This is a genomic window from Methylophaga marina (assembly GCF_030296755.1).
Taxonomy (GTDB): domain Bacteria; phylum Pseudomonadota; class Gammaproteobacteria; order Nitrosococcales; family Methylophagaceae; genus Methylophaga; species Methylophaga marina.
This window is the reverse complement of the sequence record NZ_AP027741.1, coordinates 518631-534729: the sequence shown is the minus strand read 5'-3', so window position 1 is coordinate 534729 and position 16099 is coordinate 518631. Positions and strand designations below refer to the sequence as shown.

Annotated in this window: 18 protein-coding genes, 2 pseudogenes and 1 riboswitch; of the genes and pseudogenes, 7 read left to right on the top strand and 13 right to left on the bottom strand. The window is 43.7% G+C overall.

Annotated elements, in window-relative coordinates; genetic code table 11:
* Positions 1-44 precede the first annotated feature (44 nt).
* A riboswitch (cyclic di-GMP riboswitch) is annotated at positions 45-131 on the top strand.
* Positions 132-148: 17 nt separating this feature from the next.
* Both QUE24_RS02645 and QUE24_RS02640 read left to right on the top strand, forming a co-directional pair.
* On the top strand, positions 149-688 hold the full coding sequence (locus QUE24_RS02645; RefSeq protein ID WP_286305119.1) for a hypothetical protein: 540 nt from the start codon (positions 149-151) through the stop codon (positions 686-688).
* Positions 689-865: 177 nt separating this feature from the next.
* On the top strand, positions 866-1204 hold the full coding sequence (locus QUE24_RS02640) for a thioredoxin family protein (RefSeq protein WP_286305118.1): 339 nt from the start codon (positions 866-868) through the stop codon (positions 1202-1204).
* Between the two features lie 128 nt (positions 1205-1332).
* Here QUE24_RS02640 and QUE24_RS02635 read toward each other — a convergent pair.
* The 4 genes and pseudogenes from QUE24_RS02635 to QUE24_RS02620 form a co-directional block, all read right to left on the bottom strand.
* A pseudogene (locus QUE24_RS02635) lies at positions 1333-2222 on the bottom strand (metal ABC transporter solute-binding protein, Zn/Mn family).
* Between the two features lie 21 nt (positions 2223-2243).
* The gene (locus QUE24_RS02630) at positions 2244-3110 is read right to left on the bottom strand and encodes a metal ABC transporter permease (protein WP_286305117.1); all 867 of its coding nucleotides are present in this window, start codon (positions 3108-3110) and stop codon (positions 2244-2246) included.
* Entirely contained in the window at positions 3089-3862 is a 774-nt protein-coding gene (locus QUE24_RS02625; RefSeq protein WP_286305116.1) for a metal ABC transporter ATP-binding protein, read from the bottom strand. The genes QUE24_RS02630 and QUE24_RS02625 overlap by 22 nt, the downstream gene beginning before the upstream one ends.
* Positions 3863-4044: 182 nt before the next feature.
* Positions 4045-5240, bottom strand: a pseudogene (locus QUE24_RS02620) (peptidoglycan DD-metalloendopeptidase family protein).
* Between the two features lie 852 nt (positions 5241-6092).
* Here QUE24_RS02620 and QUE24_RS02615 point away from each other — a divergent pair.
* On the top strand, positions 6093-6299 hold the full coding sequence (locus QUE24_RS02615; RefSeq protein ID WP_286305115.1) for a hypothetical protein: 207 nt from the start codon (positions 6093-6095) through the stop codon (positions 6297-6299).
* 22 nt (positions 6300-6321) lie between these two features.
* A complete protein-coding gene (locus QUE24_RS02610) occupies positions 6322-6888 on the top strand; it encodes a ZrgA family zinc uptake protein (RefSeq protein WP_286305114.1) in 567 nt (188 codons plus the stop codon).
* Here QUE24_RS02610 and QUE24_RS02605 read toward each other — a convergent pair.
* The gene (locus QUE24_RS02605; RefSeq protein ID WP_286305113.1) at positions 6885-7349 is read right to left on the bottom strand and encodes a DUF3299 domain-containing protein; all 465 of its coding nucleotides are present in this window, start codon (positions 7347-7349) and stop codon (positions 6885-6887) included. The two genes, QUE24_RS02610 and QUE24_RS02605, sit on opposite strands and share 4 nt — an antisense overlap.
* A gap of 174 nt (positions 7350-7523) precedes the next feature.
* Here QUE24_RS02605 and QUE24_RS02600 point away from each other — a divergent pair, with 174 nt between their 5' ends.
* Genes QUE24_RS02600 through hisI form a run of 3 tightly spaced genes read left to right on the top strand, consistent with a single transcriptional unit; the run spans position 7524 to position 9857 of the window.
* On the top strand, positions 7524-8180 hold the full coding sequence (locus QUE24_RS02600; protein ID WP_286305112.1) for an ABC transporter ATP-binding protein: 657 nt from the start codon (positions 7524-7526) through the stop codon (positions 8178-8180).
* A 5-nt stretch (positions 8181-8185) separates the two neighbouring features.
* Entirely contained in the window at positions 8186-9439 is a 1254-nt protein-coding gene (locus tag QUE24_RS02595; RefSeq protein WP_286305111.1) for an ABC transporter permease, read from the top strand.
* A gap of 13 nt (positions 9440-9452) precedes the next feature.
* Positions 9453-9857 (top strand): phosphoribosyl-AMP cyclohydrolase, encoded by a 405-nt coding sequence (hisI, locus tag QUE24_RS02590; RefSeq protein ID WP_286305110.1) that lies wholly within the window; start codon positions 9453-9455, stop codon positions 9855-9857.
* Between the two features lie 27 nt (positions 9858-9884).
* Here hisI and QUE24_RS02585 read toward each other — a convergent pair whose 3' ends face one another.
* The 8 genes from QUE24_RS02585 to QUE24_RS02550 all read right to left on the bottom strand — a co-directional run bounded on the left by QUE24_RS02585 (position 9885) and on the right by QUE24_RS02550 (position 15984).
* Entirely contained in the window at positions 9885-11225 is a 1341-nt protein-coding gene (locus QUE24_RS02585) for a dihydroorotase (RefSeq protein WP_286305109.1), read from the bottom strand.
* Positions 11218-11679, bottom strand: a complete 462-nt coding sequence (locus tag QUE24_RS02580) for a His/Gly/Thr/Pro-type tRNA ligase C-terminal domain-containing protein (protein WP_286305108.1) — start codon at positions 11677-11679, stop codon at positions 11218-11220. Before QUE24_RS02580 ends, QUE24_RS02585 begins: the two co-directional genes overlap by 8 nt.
* On the bottom strand, positions 11679-12209 hold the full coding sequence (locus QUE24_RS02575) for an aminoacyl--tRNA ligase-related protein (protein ID WP_286305107.1): 531 nt from the start codon (positions 12207-12209) through the stop codon (positions 11679-11681). Before QUE24_RS02575 ends, QUE24_RS02580 begins: the two co-directional genes overlap by 1 nt.
* Positions 12206-12790 (bottom strand): hypothetical protein, encoded by a 585-nt coding sequence (locus tag QUE24_RS02570; protein WP_286305106.1) that lies wholly within the window; start codon positions 12788-12790, stop codon positions 12206-12208. The genes QUE24_RS02575 and QUE24_RS02570 overlap by 4 nt, the downstream gene beginning before the upstream one ends.
* Positions 12781-13224: a hypothetical protein gene (locus tag QUE24_RS02565; protein ID WP_286305105.1), complete on the bottom strand. Its 444-nt coding sequence runs from the start codon at positions 13222-13224 to the stop codon at positions 12781-12783. Before QUE24_RS02565 ends, QUE24_RS02570 begins: the two co-directional genes overlap by 10 nt.
* A gap of 183 nt (positions 13225-13407) precedes the next feature.
* Entirely contained in the window at positions 13408-14427 is a 1020-nt protein-coding gene (locus QUE24_RS02560; RefSeq protein WP_286305104.1) for an arsenic resistance protein, read from the bottom strand.
* A complete protein-coding gene (locus QUE24_RS02555; protein WP_286305103.1) occupies positions 14421-15545 on the bottom strand; it encodes an NAD(P)/FAD-dependent oxidoreductase in 1125 nt (374 codons plus the stop codon). The genes QUE24_RS02560 and QUE24_RS02555 overlap by 7 nt, the downstream gene beginning before the upstream one ends.
* Entirely contained in the window at positions 15532-15984 is a 453-nt protein-coding gene (locus tag QUE24_RS02550) for a SufE family protein (protein WP_286305102.1), read from the bottom strand. Before QUE24_RS02550 ends, QUE24_RS02555 begins: the two co-directional genes overlap by 14 nt.
* Between the last annotated feature and the right edge of the window lie 115 nt (positions 15985-16099).

Genomic DNA, 16099 nt, shown 5'->3' with positions numbered 1-16099 from the left:
TGAGCTATAAAAGCGATTTACCCTGTAGCTGTAGTAAATTAATTTCTTAATAAAGCCAACCTTGGTGTGAGCCAAGCACGGAAAGCTTCAGGTCTTTATAAGTAGTGAATAAAGATGGCTGGGTTGCAGAATAACAAAGGCTTATGTAATGAAGTTATTTAGCAAAAACTTATTAATCGCACTCGGGTTGTTAATTATGGCGCCGTTGACTGCTAACGCAGCAACTGTCCATCTTGATGCAAAAACAAACACTTCTTCGAATGCTGTTGAACTCAACCTGAAAGCAGGTACTTATTCAATAAGCCCATTTAAAGATGACACATACACAGCGTGGAATGCTTGGGGTAAAGTGCAAGGTTGTAGTGCTGATGGCACTGGTTGTTCAAAAGGCTGGGTCAACAACTACTCATTCACTACACCGTCTGGCACTACTCATATCATCACTAGCGATACTGGTAGATATGAGACAGCAGATTTAGCGCTGCTGAACGCACTTGGTGCAACATTTACACTGTTATCTGATGCCACAGTTCAGTTCTTCATCAATGATAGTAACTACGGTGACAACATCGGTGGTATGTCATTAAATGTATCTGCAGTGCCTATTCCTGCTGCAGCATTCTTGTTTGCGCCTGCATTATTAGGTTTCATGGGCTTACGTCGTAGAGCTCAAAAAACAGTCGCTTAATACCCAGACTGTTAAACCGATTAAAGCCGTAATGATTAAGTTCATTACGGCTTTTTTATTGCCTGAAAGAAACTTATGGCAAGATGATATGGCAAATGAACCTTTTTTTTGTGGCTGAGAGAAGAGTCTTTCGGCGTTTGAGTAAAGAGATTGTCATTTACCCATAGAGTTAAGTATATGAATATGGATCAAGCTGATACCGACTCAGCCTATGCAGAGGAAACATTAACCTTTGAGCAAACCAGCGAATTGCCGGGGAAGGTATTACTTGAGTTTGGCGCGCCATGGTGTGGTCATTGTCAGGCAGCAAGTGCAGCTATTAACGAAGTAGTTAATGAACATACGAAGCTACGTCATATCAAAATCTACGACGGCAAAGGCAAGCGATTGGGCCGTGGGTTTAAGGTTAAGCTATGGCCGACATTGATACTGCTAGACAATGGTCAAGAAGTGGGTCGTCTTGTGAGGCCATTACGTGCTGATGAGGTTCGTGAATTGATGTCGAAACTCAACTAAGCGGAGCCAGTTTTGCCCTTGTCCCGACTGATTTTCTCTGAGAATAGTTATGCATATAAACCATGTGTTGCGGTTTAAGGAGCCACTACACAGACTATCTGAAGATAAATAGCCTGGGTATCTCGGCGTTATTCGGAAAGGGCCGTGACGATTTGTTGTGTGTTGTATTGCATTAGTTTTATATAGGTTGCAGCCGGGCCATTTTCTTCAGATAACGACTCGGGATAGAGTCTGCCGCCTGGTTTGGCCCCGGTGGCATTAGCAATCTGCTTGACCAAACGGGTGTTATTAGAATTTTCAAGAAAATAACGTGTCACGCCAAGCTGTTTAATCTGGTCGATGAGTTTAGCAATGGTAGCAGCTGAGGCTTCTGTTTCTGTGGAAACGCCCTGAGGAGATAAGAATCTGACGCCATAGGCTTTTGTGTAATAACTAAATGCGTCATGGCTGGTTAAAATGTCACGTTTGTCAGTGGGCAGGCTTGTCAGCTTTGCGTGGATATTGGCATCCAGTGCCGTCAGTTTTTCCCTGTACGCTTGAGCAGCCTGTTGTATTTCATTTGTCAGATCTGGTCTGACTTCAATCAAGGCCGCTTCAATATTATTAACCCAAACCTGAACATTATCGACATCATTCCATACGTGTGGATCCGTTCTGAACTGGCCATAGCCGGCTGTTACAGAATAGGTCTCAATACCTTTTGAAACAGCAATCGGAGCTGTGCTGGTGCCGGCGGCTTTCGCTAAACGTTGAAACCAGTTCTCTAAACCCATGCCACTTAAAAAGATGACGTCTGCGGATTTGATTAACTTTACATCACCTGGGAGGGCTCGTAGCTGTGTGGGTCACCATTAGGTGGCACAATACTGGTCACTTTTACATGCTTGCCACCTACGTTTTTGACGACATCAGCCAAAATGCCAAAGCTGGTGACAGCATTGATAGTGTTAGCGGAAGCGGATTTGATGACAAAAGTTAGGCCGATAAGAATCAGATAGGTGAATAACGGTTTGTACATAGTGAACCTTTTGTTTTGATACTAGAGTTTGTAGCGATAGAACCACTGCTTTAACACCCCTTGTGGGGCAACGCACAGAGTGACAAGATAGATAAAACTGCTGGTCAAAATAATAGTTGGTCCGGACGCCGAACCTAAGTGGTAAGAAATTAGCAGACCGATAAAGCCAGATAAGGCACCACTCGATGCAGCAATGACCAGCATCATTGGTAGTGTTCTGACCCAAAGCTGAGAGATAGCAGCGGGTAACATCATGATACCTACAGCCATAAGCGTGCCCAATGTCTGAAAACCGGCGACCAAGTTCAACACAACCAGAAATAAAAATAAGAAATGATGAACAGGGCCATAACCACCTACGGCTTTTAAGAAGCCGGGATCAAAGCATTCAACTACCAGTGGCCGGTAGATAATGGCTAATACGATAAGACTCAAGCTAGTCACGCCGCCCACCAGATACAATGATTGCGCATCAATCGCCAATATAGTGCCGAAGAGCACGTGTAAGAGATCAATATTCGACCCACGCATTGAGACGATTAATACGCCCAATGCCAGTGAGGTCAGATAAAACGTAGCAAAGCTGGCATCTTCTTTTAATATGGTGGTGCGACTGACAAAGCCTGATAGTAATGCCACGCTAATACCGGCAACCAAACCGCCAATGCCCATGGCAATCAGTGATAAGCCTCCAGCAACCAAAAAGCCTATCGCTGCGCCAGGTAACACCGCATGACTCATGGCATCCCCGATTAGGCTCATTCGACGTAGCAATAACAGCACGCCGACGGGCCCGGCACTCAAACCCAGTGATACAGAGGCGATAAGCGCTCGTCGCATAAATCCGTAATCTGCAAAGGGTTCAATCAGTAATTGGTAACTGGACATGGTGTTTCAACCTGATTAAACAATGTCGGCTCAAGCTGACCAAACCAGGATTCAGACTGCTGCACTGCTTTTAATACATTGGCTGTGGTGAGCACTTCTTTGGTTGTACCCCAAGCAATAAGCTTTCTTGCCAGCAGTAAGACATTAGGAAAGTAGTCACGGATTTGTTTTAAGTCATGCAATACAGCAATGACAGTGCGACCTTCTGTATGCCAACGCATAACAAGGGCAATCAGATCTTTGGTTGTCTGCGCATCAATGGCAGTAAAGGGTTCATCTAACACAATCACGTCAGCATTTTGCAGTAGCAGTCGAGCAAAGAGGACACGTTGAAATTGTCCGGCAGACAGCATACTGATTGGTTGTCGTTCAAAGTCTTTCAAGCCGACAGTGACTAAAGCCTCCTTGGCCTTATGGGCTAAAGCCGTCGATATACCACCAAAAGGACCTGCCTGTTTCCATAAGCCTAGCAAGACGGTTTCATAAACCGTGATTGGAAATTGACGGTCAATATCCGCCGCCTGTGGTAAGTAACCGATGCTGCGAACCGGGATATTGTGTCGTTCAAGTGAGCCTTGAGAAGGGCTAAGTTCGCCCATAATCGTTTTTAATAACGTGGATTTGCCAGCACCATTAGGCCCAGTAATAGCTGTCAGACTGCCAGGAGAAAATTTGCCAGATATCTGCTGAATAACAGGCTGATTTTCATAAGCAACACTGACATTGTTCAGTGAGATGATGGGACTGCTCATGGGAGTGATACCGCCCAGAATATCGCTGACCACAGCGCGATATTAATAAGTAGAACGACAATCAGTCTCTGATAAGCCGGCGCACCCAAAATTGAGCCGTGAAAAAAGTGGTGCTTATTCATATATATTTAGTCATGCCTTTTTTGTTGGCTTATGCCAAGCAAACGAGATTGAATGTTGCATTACATCATTGAACGCGTAGATGCCGAGGCCGTGTTAATTAACCAGTTATTTAGCCAATCCAGATTAGCGGTAGCGATGGTCGTCTCATCTGACATCATCCCATCAAGGGTTTTGACATGCTCATGAAATGCGGCTAACTCAGTTTCTGAGACGGACTTTAATGTAGGGATTTCTGCCGTGATAGGGTTAACAGGCTTGTCATTGATGCGTAGCTCATAATGTAAATGCGGGCCAGTAGAGCGACCTGTATTACCTGAATAGGCAATGATTTGGCCACGAGAGATTTTTTGTCCTCTATGTACCAAAATTTGCTTAAGTGGAGATAACGAGTTGAATACGGGCCAAATTCTTTAATGACAAGATATTTACCGGCATAACGATGATTGGCGACGCGTTCTACTTGGCCATCACCAGTTGAGATAATGGGAGTACCGATTGGCATGGCAAAGTCTACGCCGTTATGTGGTGATATTTTGCCTGTGATCGGGTGATGACGTTTTGGATTGAAAGGGGAGCTGATGCGGAATGTGTTTCGGGTAGGGTAACGCAGTAAAGCGGGTGTCAGATTGTGTCCATCTTTATCGTAATACTGACCATCGGTATGCAGGTAGGCATTGAAGTCGATTTTCTGCCCAGCTAATCGAATAGCGGCAACATAGTTATTACCCACCGGCGTATCGTCTAGCATTTCACGTTTAATGATGACTTGAAACTGATCGTTTTTACGAAGATCGCGGCGGAAGTTAATTTTATTTCGAATGAGTTTGGTCAGCATCATGATAGTGGGATCACTGATCCCTGCATTGGCTGCAGCCAGGTAGAAACTATTGCTTATTTCCCCTTTAAGCACCACGGTTTCCCATGTTGTGGGAGCAATGGTCTCATTGTGGCTGAAGTGATTGTCATCCTCTTTTTGATAAACGATAGTCTTCTTGGTGCTACTGACTACGGATAATGCCATCAGAGTGTCATCGTTGTTGAATGTAAAACCTAGTTGCTGACCTGGGTGTAATACATCCATCTCCAGATAGGGCTCATCAGCTTCAAGAATGCCGAAGAGTGTCTGGATGGGAAGGCTAAAGTGTTTGAAAATGCTTTCAAGGCTATCGCCGGATTTGACTTTGTAATCGACGGTATGTGTTTGAGGTTCAGGTGTACTGACAGGTATCAACTGTGCCGGGTCGTCTGTTGCCATTGCCTTATTCGGCTCAGTGAGTTCTACACTGGTGTCATTTGTATCTGATGTAGAGCTAAGAGCGGGAAGAACGACAGGCTTTGAAATGGTGATGTTTGATGTATTGGTCATGTCCGAGTCAAGGCGCAAGACTGTCAGAATGATCATTGCCACTAAAATGACAAACAAAGCAATATAAGCTGGGGCAGAGAGAGACCCTTTACGATGTACTTTTTTCATAGTTGAATCTTTTAAATCAATGATATTGGAATAGAGTGGTGATAATCATCGATGATTATTTTGATATATCATATCACTTAAGCTGAAGAATAAAGACATTGATCATAGTCAACTTCAATCAGGGCTATCGATGTTGTTGTATAGCTGCTTTGGATGGATGCAAACTTGAGAGCTCCGTACCTGAAAAAATCAATTGAAGCCGATCGCAATAACTGATCATCAGTTGGCTTGCCTGTTTCTCTAAGTCAATAAATATAGATCAGCATACTGAAGTGACAAACTATTCAAAAACCTGACAGCGAGTACTGTCATGAGAACAAGAACGTTCTGGGCAATGTAACATTGCTTTATTGAAGATATAATATATCATTAAATGATTTTTGAGCCGATGCATTACGGCTTGAACCTATTGTCGCCAGTTCTCGAAACATACAGCATCTCCGAGCCTGGAGATTATGCCAAATGCATAGCAGAGACGCTGGAGAGATGGGGATGCCGAGTGTGTCAAAGCAGGTATAACCTATCGCTTGCCTGATGGAAAAATGGTGTATTTCCCCGAATAATAGCTATCGATTTGATGGCTGATGTTGAGTTGAGTTGAGTTGAGTTGAGTTGAGTAAAAGAGGCTAGCTTATGATTCCAAGTACCTATGACGAGTGGTACGTATGCATTGTTGATGAGTGCAAAATTGAACTTAACCAAAATTACATCAACGAACGGTTATCTATTTTGACTAATGATACGTTAGAAGAAACACGTATCTTCAGGAAAAAATATGGTGATAAACATTGGCGTGATGTGATTGGTTGGTTTAATCGCGCTAAGCAAGAGAACGCTTAATTCTTATAGAGTGGGAGATAAGATGAAAAAGAAAGTATTGGCCCTGGCCCTGGGCTGTGTTCAGCTGTTCCCGGTTTTTGTTTTTGCTGCAGAACGTATTGAGCATGAATCTCATGTTCACGGGCTTGTGGATATGACGGTGGTAATTGAACAGGATAAAGTGAATATTAGTCTGGATTCACCGGCAATGAACATGGTCGGCTTTGAACATAAAGCCGAATCAGAACATGATGTAAACAAAGTGCGTGAAGTGGAGGCAACGCTAAAGGATATACCGCAATTATTTGCCTTTAAGGGCGGTGGTTGTGAAGTGGATGATATGGCGGTGGATGTGTCCGGGCTGATAGCCTCTGATGAACATGAACATGAACATGAACATGAACATGAACATGTTCATGAAAATCATCATGCAGATTTGGAAGCGCAATACCAGTTTATTTGTGGCAGCACGGAGAATTTAAGTGAGATTGATGTCTTGCTGCTACAAAAATTTCCAGCAATAGAACGTATCAATGCTGAGTGGATCAGTAATAACAAGGCCGGTGTGGCCAAACTGACTCAGGGTAACTCGTCTATTTCTTTAGATTAGTTATCTTCTGTGTAGGGCTCAATGCTATTGATTTCAATTGTGTATGCCGATGTCGCCACCTCATTTTCAGTCAGGCTGATATGGATTGTCCCTGTCAGCCAATATGCCGCGTAAAGACTTTCTTGAGAGAATCCTTTGTCATATTTGGCATAAATAATCTGATTCGGTGGCGGCGGTGGCGCATGAATACAGGCACCAAAGAAGGGCACCAGGAAAAATTCAGTCACCCGGTACTGACTATCAAATTCAATGGGTACGATGAATCCGGGTAGGCGAATTTTTTGTTTATCAAAGGCATCAACCACTTTGGTTGAAACCAGTGCTTGTTGATATTTATCATCAGCAGCTGTTTCCAACGCAAGTTGTAATTGGCTACTGATCTGATCTTCAAAGCTGCCATCTTCAATCTCATTGAGATATTCAGGTGGGTTCGATAAAGCTTCCAAGTCATCTTTGGGCATTAGTTCGATCCAGTCGATGGTACGGTACTCATCAGCAACTAAAGTCTGAGTAAAGAAAACCATAACAAAGAAAAGGCATGTCGATATGTGTTTGAAAAATAGCATTTGATATGAAACCAACGTAAAAAATATGAATGATATGCTATATCAGTTAGAGCGAATTGTGGTGACTATATGACGGTGTCTATCAAGAATTTACAATTTCAGTACAAGGCTAATACAAAGCCGACGCTGAGTATACCCGACTGGCAGATTCAGACAGGGGCGTCTGTTTTCTTGTACGGCCCCTCAGGTCATGGTAAGTCCACATTGCTCAATATTTTGGCCGGTATCTTACCTTGCAAACAGGCAGAAATTGAGATTGGTGGTCAGCGTTTAGACAAGATGTCAGCGCGTCAACGCGATAGATTCAGGGCGCGTCACATTGGCTATGTTTTCCAACAGTTTAATCTGATTAATTACCTGAATGTCATTGACAATATTAAGCTGGCTGCTGATGTGGCTCACAAAAAAGTCAATCAACACGACATCACCGAGTTACTGACTGCTCTGCAAATACCAGAATCCGTGTGGCAGCATCCAGCTACGCAATTGAGTATTGGTCAGCAACAACGGGTCGCCATTGCTCGGGCTTTAATCAAGCAGCCAGATTTTTTGCTGGTGGATGAGCCCACATCTTCTCTGGATAAGAATAATCGAGATGCCTTTATGCAGCTGTTGATGCGACATTGTGAGGATAGAGAGGTGACGCTGTTATTTGTCAGCCATGATGAGTCCTTACAACGTTTTTTCGATCACAGTGTTTCTCTTGAATCACTTAACCAGGTGTGAACTCTATGTTTTTACGCTTAGCCACTCAGAGTCTTTGGCATAGAAAAGGCTCCGTTATTGTCGCTTTTCTCGCTATCACTATCAGCGTATTTATTTTGTTGGCTGTTGAACATATCCGGCATCAGGTCAAACAGAACTTCAACAGTACGATTTCAGGTGTGGACTTGATTGTAGGGGCGAGAACCGGCGATATTAATTTACTGTTGTATTCCGTCTTCAGAATTGGGGATGCAACGCAAAATATTGATTGGCAGAGCTATCAGAATATTAGTCAGCAAAAAGGTGTGGCCTGGTCAGTGCCCATCTCGCTTGGCGATTCCCATAAGGGATATCGGGTGCTAGGCACCAACAAGGACTATTTTACTTATTTCAAATACGGCCAGAGACAGGCTCTGGAATTTGCTCAAGGTCGGGCTTTCGATGGGGTATTTGATGTGGTTATTGGTGCCGATATCGCCAGACAGTTAGGCTATAAGATTGATTCCAAGATTATCCTGGCGCATGGTACGGCTCAAAACAGTTTTAGCCTACACGATGACATGCCTTTTACCGTGGTGGGTATTTTAGCCACTACCGGCACGCCTGTTGATCGTTCCCTGCATATCAGTTTGGGCGCCATGGAAGCCATTCATATGAATTGGAAAAATGGGATTAGATTACCAGGCAAAACTATCAGCCTTGACGAACTCACAGAGCAAGATTTGCAGCCAAAGACCATCACAGCATTTATGTTGGGGCTGAAAAATAAAATCACCACTTTTCACCTGCAAAGAGAAATCAATAATTATCAGCCTGAAGCGTTATCTGCCATCATTCCTGGCGTGACGCTCTCACGGTTATGGCAAATGTTGTCCAGTGTAGAAATGGCTTTATCACTGATCTCATTGATGGTGTTGGTTGCCGCTTTATTGGGGCTGGCCGCGATGTTGTTGTCATCTATAAGAGAAAGACTCAGAGAGATTGCCGTATTGAGAGCTTTAGGCATGGGGCCTTGGCGTATTCTATTATTGATTGAACTCGAAGCCGTATTAATTACCAGTGCTGCCGTCGTTTCTGCCTTTGTTTTGCTGATGGTGATAATTAACGGGTGGGGAGATGCCTTACTGGCAAATTATGGTATCGCTGTGTCAGGCAATCTGTTTACACTGTCTAACCTCTATCTATGCCTGGGCGTATTTGGTAGTGGCGTTATTATTGCCCTTATTCCTGCGATATCGGCGTATACACGTGCTTTACACTCACGTTTAGCAGAAAGTTAACAGGAGCTTCGGAATGATAAAAACATTAGAAAATTTACCCACAGGAAGTTCTCTAGCTCTACAAGAAGTTATTGATAATTTGCCATGGAATACCCAAGGCTTGATTAATGCGGTTACTCAGCAATATGACTCAGGTGAGCTATTGATGGTTGCTTGGATGAACAAAGAAGCGCTGCTTGAAACCGTCGCTAGTAAAAGAGCATGTTATTGGTCGCGTTCAAGACAATGCTTATGGCGTAAAGGCGAAACCTCTGGTCATACCCAAGAAGTGAAATCAATTTTCTTGGACTGTGATGGCGATGCCGTTCTTTTGAAAGTTGATCAAAAGGGAGCGGCTTGCCATACAGGCAGGAAAAGCTGTTTTTACAATCAAATCATTGATGATCGTGTTGTTGTCGTTAACGATAAAGTTAACTAACTCGTAGTGATAGCTGAAAGTAACTGTTTAGAGGGAAAATTGTATCGCTTGAGCATTAGCGATAAACGAAGATAATGCTTCATCTCTGACTTTAATGTTTCCTCTGACAATGGTGTGGATTGGCCAGCCTGTGACTTCTCTGCCGTCGTAAGGCGTCCAGCCTGATACGCTGGCAATCCACTCATTGCGGATGGTGCGTTTGGCCTTGAAATCGACAATGGAAAAATCGGCATCATAACCCACTGCAATACGGCCTTTGTTACGGATATTAAATAAGCGAACAGGCCCGCTACTGGTCAGGTCGATTAAGCGTTCTATACTCAGTCTCTGTTTATGTACGTGGTCCAGCATAATCGGCAATAATGTCTGAACGCCTGTCATGCCACTCGGTGAGTTAGGGTAGGGCTGGGCTTTTTCATCTAAGGTGTGGGGTGCATGATCGCTGCCAATGACATCGACAATCCCGTTATTTATAGCTTCCCATAACGCTTGTTGATGACGTTGTTCTCGTATAGGCGGATTCATTTGTGCCAGTGTACCCATGGTGTCGTAACAATCCGGGGCCATCAATGTCAGGTGCTGGGGAGTGACCTCGACACTGACATGACTTTTATATTGAGCCAGAAAAGCGATTTCTTCTGCTGTGCTGATGTGTAATACATGTAGCTCACGGTTGTATTGTTGAGCCAGAGTCACCACGCGTTTTGTTGCAATTAATGCACTCTCCACATCACGCCATATGGGATGATCTTTCACTTGCTGGCTGGATTCTACCAAGTGTTTGCGTGATCGAAGACGGGCTTCATCTTCTGCATGAATCGCTACGCGTCGATTGCCCGTGGACAAAATGTGTTTGAGAATCGTCTCGTCATCAACCAATAAATCGCCAAAAGAGCTGCCCATAAATACTTTGATACCGGAACAGCCGGGTAGCGTCTCGAGGTTGGCTAACTGATTGGCATTGATGTTGGAGCCACCTATGTAGAAAGCGTGATCACACCAGGCCGTGCGTTTAGCGATATCCAGTTTCTGTTGCAGATCGGTTTCGCTGACCGTCAGCGGATGTGTATTGGGCATTTCAAACACACTGGTAATCCCGCCTAAAACGGCGCCTCTGGTGCCGGCTTCAATGGTTTCTTTATGTATCAGTCTCGGCTCGCGAAAGTGAACCTGGGTATCCATGACACCAGGTAAGACATCCAGCCCAGACGCTTGTATAACGTCATCAGCTGACCAGCTATTTTTCAGCGAACCTATGGCTACAATTTGCCCATTTTTACAGGCAATATCCATTTCCTGTTTACCGGAGGGGGTATGAACTCTGCCATCGGTTATCAATAGGTCAGCATGATATTGATGATTACGCATGTGTATCACTCACGGCATCGGTCAACAATGTGTCAATGGCGTCTTGTATGGTACGAAAGCGCGCGTCCTTATCAGGCCTCTGACAATCCTGAATCAGCTTATTCATGGCTTCGATGATGGTAAACGTCCCTAATGGTTTTCCGTTTTGACTGCGTAAAGTGAGTGTTTTAGATTGCTGCTCTTTGTCGCCGACAATCGCAATAAAAGGGACGTATTTGAGAGTGTGCTGACGAATTTTATAGCCGATTTTTTCACTACGGGTGTCCATTTCAACGCGTACACCATAATGTCGAAAAATATTGACGACTTGTGAAACGTATTCTGTTTGCTCAGAACTGATGGTACAAATAACCAGCTGAACCGGCATCAGCCAGACCGGCAATTTGCCTGCGTAATGTTCCAATAAAATGCCGATAAAGCGTTCTAATGATCCGAACAAAGCGCGGTGGATCATCACCGGTCTTTTTTCTCACCTGTTTCTGAAATGTAGTGTAAATCAAAGCGTTCTGGTAAGTTCATATCGACCTGAAGCGTGCCACATTGCCATTCGCGTCCGATAGCATCTCGCATGACAAACTCGAGTTTAGGGCCATAAAATGCCCCTTCACCTTCATTTATCTGAGCCACAATATCCAGTTCTTTAAGCGCATCAATCAGGGTATTTTCAAGTAAATCCCAGATATCATCAGAGCCAATGCGATGAGCTGGGCGGGTGGATAATTTAACGTCAATGTCTTCAAAGCCGAACTGATGATACACATCCAGAGTTAACTTAATGGCTTCAATACATTCGGTGAGCATTTGTTCGGGAGTGCAATAGATATGAGCATCATCCTGAGTGAAATGCCTGACTCGAAGTAAGCCATGTAAAGCACCAGAAGGTTCATAGCGATGTACTTTGCCAAATTCACTCATACGAATAGGCAGATCACGGTAGCTTTTTAGATCATGCTGATATAACAAAACACTGCCAGGACAGTTCATTGGTTTTTACGCAAAGGAGCGACCATCCCCGTGTCCGTTGTGAACATATGATCTCGATAATTTTGCCAATGACCAGATGTTTCCCATAGACTTCTGTCCATAATGTCGGGTGAGTTAATTTCCTGATAATGCTCAGTATTTTGTCGTCTACGCAGGTAGGCAATCAATTCTTGCAGAATTAACCAGCCACCTGGGTGCCAAAATACAGAACCGGGTGCGTCTTCTTGAAAATGAAATAAGTCCAGCGCTTTACCGATACGACGGTGATCCCGTTTTTCTGCTTCTTCCATCGCTTGCAGGTAGGTGCGTAACTCTTTAGCGCTATTCCATGCTGTGCCGTAGATACGTTGCAGCATCTTGTTTTTAGCATCGCCACGCCAGTAAGCACCTGATAATTTCGTGAGTTTGAAATGTCCACAAAAAGCCATATTAGGCACATGGGGACCACGACACATATCGATATAATCTTGATGGTAATAAAGCCCCACCTCTTTGATATCTGTGTCCATATCATCGATGAGATTTACTTTGTAGGTTTCACCACGCTCCATAAATAGCTCGCGCGCTTGCGCTACGGGCACCTTTTTTTGATGACCTCGTATCCTGTCTTGGCTAATGTTTCCATACGCTCTTGAATGAGGTCGAGGTCAGATGGAGAGAAGTGATAGTCACTGTCGACATCATAAAAGAAGCCATTCTCAATAACAGGGCCAATGACCATTTTTGTGTCAGGAAATAGTTGTTTGATGGCATGACCAAATAGGTGGGCGGTGGAGTGACGAATAATCTCAAGCCCTGCTTTACTATCACTCAGTATCAGCTCTACCGTGGCATCATGACTAATCCTATCGCTGAGATCCTGTAAAACGTTATTGACCTGAAGTGCCACTGTTGTTGAGCGATAAGCAGGACAAATGTCCGTTATCACATCATAGCCAGTGATAGCAGCATCATAGCTGTAGTCAGAATCACCAAATTTTACAGTGAATGTTGCGTGTGGTTGTTTTATGGACATAGTTAAAACTCAGTTTGAGGATGTATACCTGGCGAACAGGCTAGACAGATAGAAATAAAATGGTCAGAAAACCAAGAGTGAACACCATGTTTAAATAAGTGTTTGAATACATATCGATTATTTTGGGTAAAGCTGTGGCTGATAGCCTGATGAGCAGGCTCAGCTTGTGGCTTATCTCTATGGCTAATTAGCTTGTTCAGAATCATGTAAGCGATGTTTATGTTGATGAGTCGCTTTGGAGCGTAGTAGTAAATGACTGATGAGTGTCAGGTGAGGAAACTCCAACAGCATACCGATAACGATGGCGGCATAAATTAAAGGCTGTGAAGGTAAGGCAACCATCGTCACTGCCAGCATTAACGGGGCATTACGTGCCGCTATCGTCATGGTCAAAAGAACATGTTCCTGGTAAGGCAGCTTAAAAAAACGACTGAGGATTTCACTAAGAGCAAACGTCAGCACAAAAAAGCAGAATACACCTGCTAATAAACTGATGAAGACATTCACATTCTCAATAATGATGCCAAAATTACTGGCAAATATTTGAAAGATGACAATGGATATCACAATCGGAATGAGTCGATTAATCCAGTCAAACAGCTGAATACGTATAGACTGAGGTAATGTAGTCCTTATAAGAAGATGTATGACCACTGCAATTAGCAATGGCGTGAGAAACCATTGGGTAAATGTAGTCACAATAACATCGGATGCCAGACTGACATTATTTTGCGTAAACACGGACAGATAAATCGGGTACAACAGCAACTGAACGACCATGTTGATAGGCAATAACGCTGAGCCGAGTAGTGTGTCTCCCTGACAAATTCGGGTAAAGCCCAAAAACCAATCTGTGCAAGGTGACATAAAATAAATAATTAACCCGACCATGATTAAAGGATGATCAGGTAATACCAGCAAGGCAATACCGTAACCAATCAGTGGCACGATGACAAAGTTGGCGATTAAGCTAATCGAAAGAAATGACAGTTTATGTTTGAGATTGGATAAAGCATCAAATCGAACACTTGAAAACAACAAGATGATTAAAGACAACAGCACAGGATCGGTGTATTGACCGATGGCCGCGCCTATATCAGGTGCCTGATGACCTACCCATGAGCCTGTGACCAGACTGGAGAGTAATAAAAGTGCGGTTGCCCCCAGTCCTGTACGAGTAGATAGGCTTGCCGTGTTTAACATGCACAATCTCCACACTGTTCTTCATCGCATTGGCCTGCCCAGGGATTATTGGCATTTAATGCTGAGCTATCCAAAGACAAGCAAAGCGCTAACAGCTCAGTGAGCTGAGTAAAGCGCTGACGAAACTTATAAATGAAACAATAAAGCTGCTCATCATGTCTGACTTGTGGACCTACTAAAAACAGCCCAGGCGTGCAGGTTGATTCATCAGCTTCTGTCAGCAGAATTCGATCGTCTTCATCCCATTCCCATAAATGTGCAATCTGCTTTGCACCACCACCGGATAAGAAACCAGTAGCAAGAATAGGAGCCGTATTTGATGACCATTGGCGTCCATCCTCACTGGATATAATATAAGCGTCTGCTGTCTTTTTAATGGATTGGATATTCGCGTCAAATGTGATGGTGAGACGCTCTGATTGGATAGCCTCATTGAATCTGTCGAGACTGTAGGGTGAAAGCGTTTTACTGGGATCACTACTTTGTTTATTCCAGTCCGATTCTTTCATCAATACATGAACATGATGACCAGACGCTAGCAGATTAATGCTGGCATCAATGGCACTTTCATAGCCACCAATGACGGTATACGCTTCAGCATTAAAATCAGACCAGTCAGAAATATTCGCATAGTGTATGGCGTGTTCTGCACCTGGAAAGGGGGCTAAATCTGGAAATTGAAACTCACCTGTTGCCCAGATTAGATATTGTGATCGAAAGACGCCCTGTTGCGTTTCCAATACAAAGTTATCACGGTTTTCTTTAAGTACCTTGTCGACACGACAATGTTGGACGACGGGTAAATATTCGTTACTGACAACGGCTTTTAAATACTCAGCATAATGCTCACCGCAGGGATGTTCTGATTGGCAAAAAAGAGCAGGGGAGCTTTGTTCTTCTATGGCGTTCAGATCGACTAATCCGTATGGGTTACTGTGAAATGAGGGTGTAATAAACCGTGTTTGTTTCGGCCAGCGACGGAATGATTCTCTAATACTTCCTGATTTGAGTACCGTGAAAGATAGCCCAGGAATTTTTTGCAACATCAACGCTATACCAATGCCTGCGGCACTGGCACTCACCACAATAACATCGAAATAAGGACTAGGCTTTTTCATGATGGGATGTCGATTTACGTTGTTGAGATTGCGCCGTTTCATAGATGCGTTCAACCATGTAAGCCAAGCCAGTGCTTCGTTGTGAGGTGATGTTATTGATTAGGCCTGTATCATTAAGAAAGGTCAGTGAGTGACTGAGAATCGCTTTCGGAGACTGCCCTGAATACACTTTAAATAACAACGCCATCAAACCTGCAACAATGACCGAGTCACTGGTGCCGGTGAAAAATAGCTTTTGGTCTTTGTACTCCGATGATAACCAGACATTCGACTGGCAACCGTACAAACGGTTTTCTTCAGTCTGTAATTCGCTGTCACTGTGTTTGATTAAGTTTTTACCTAAATCAATGACATAGGCATAGCGCTGCTGCCAGTCACCAAGCAACTCAAAATCGCTAACAATCTGCTGTTGTGTGTCGAGAATCGTATCTGAAGTCATTTAGCAAATAGTAAAGTTGTTAATATGATATATCGTATCATTAGTGAGGCTGTTATTAAACTTTATTTCAGTTTGGTATAAACGAGGACTTGCCTAGGTGTAAGTCGTGCTTGAG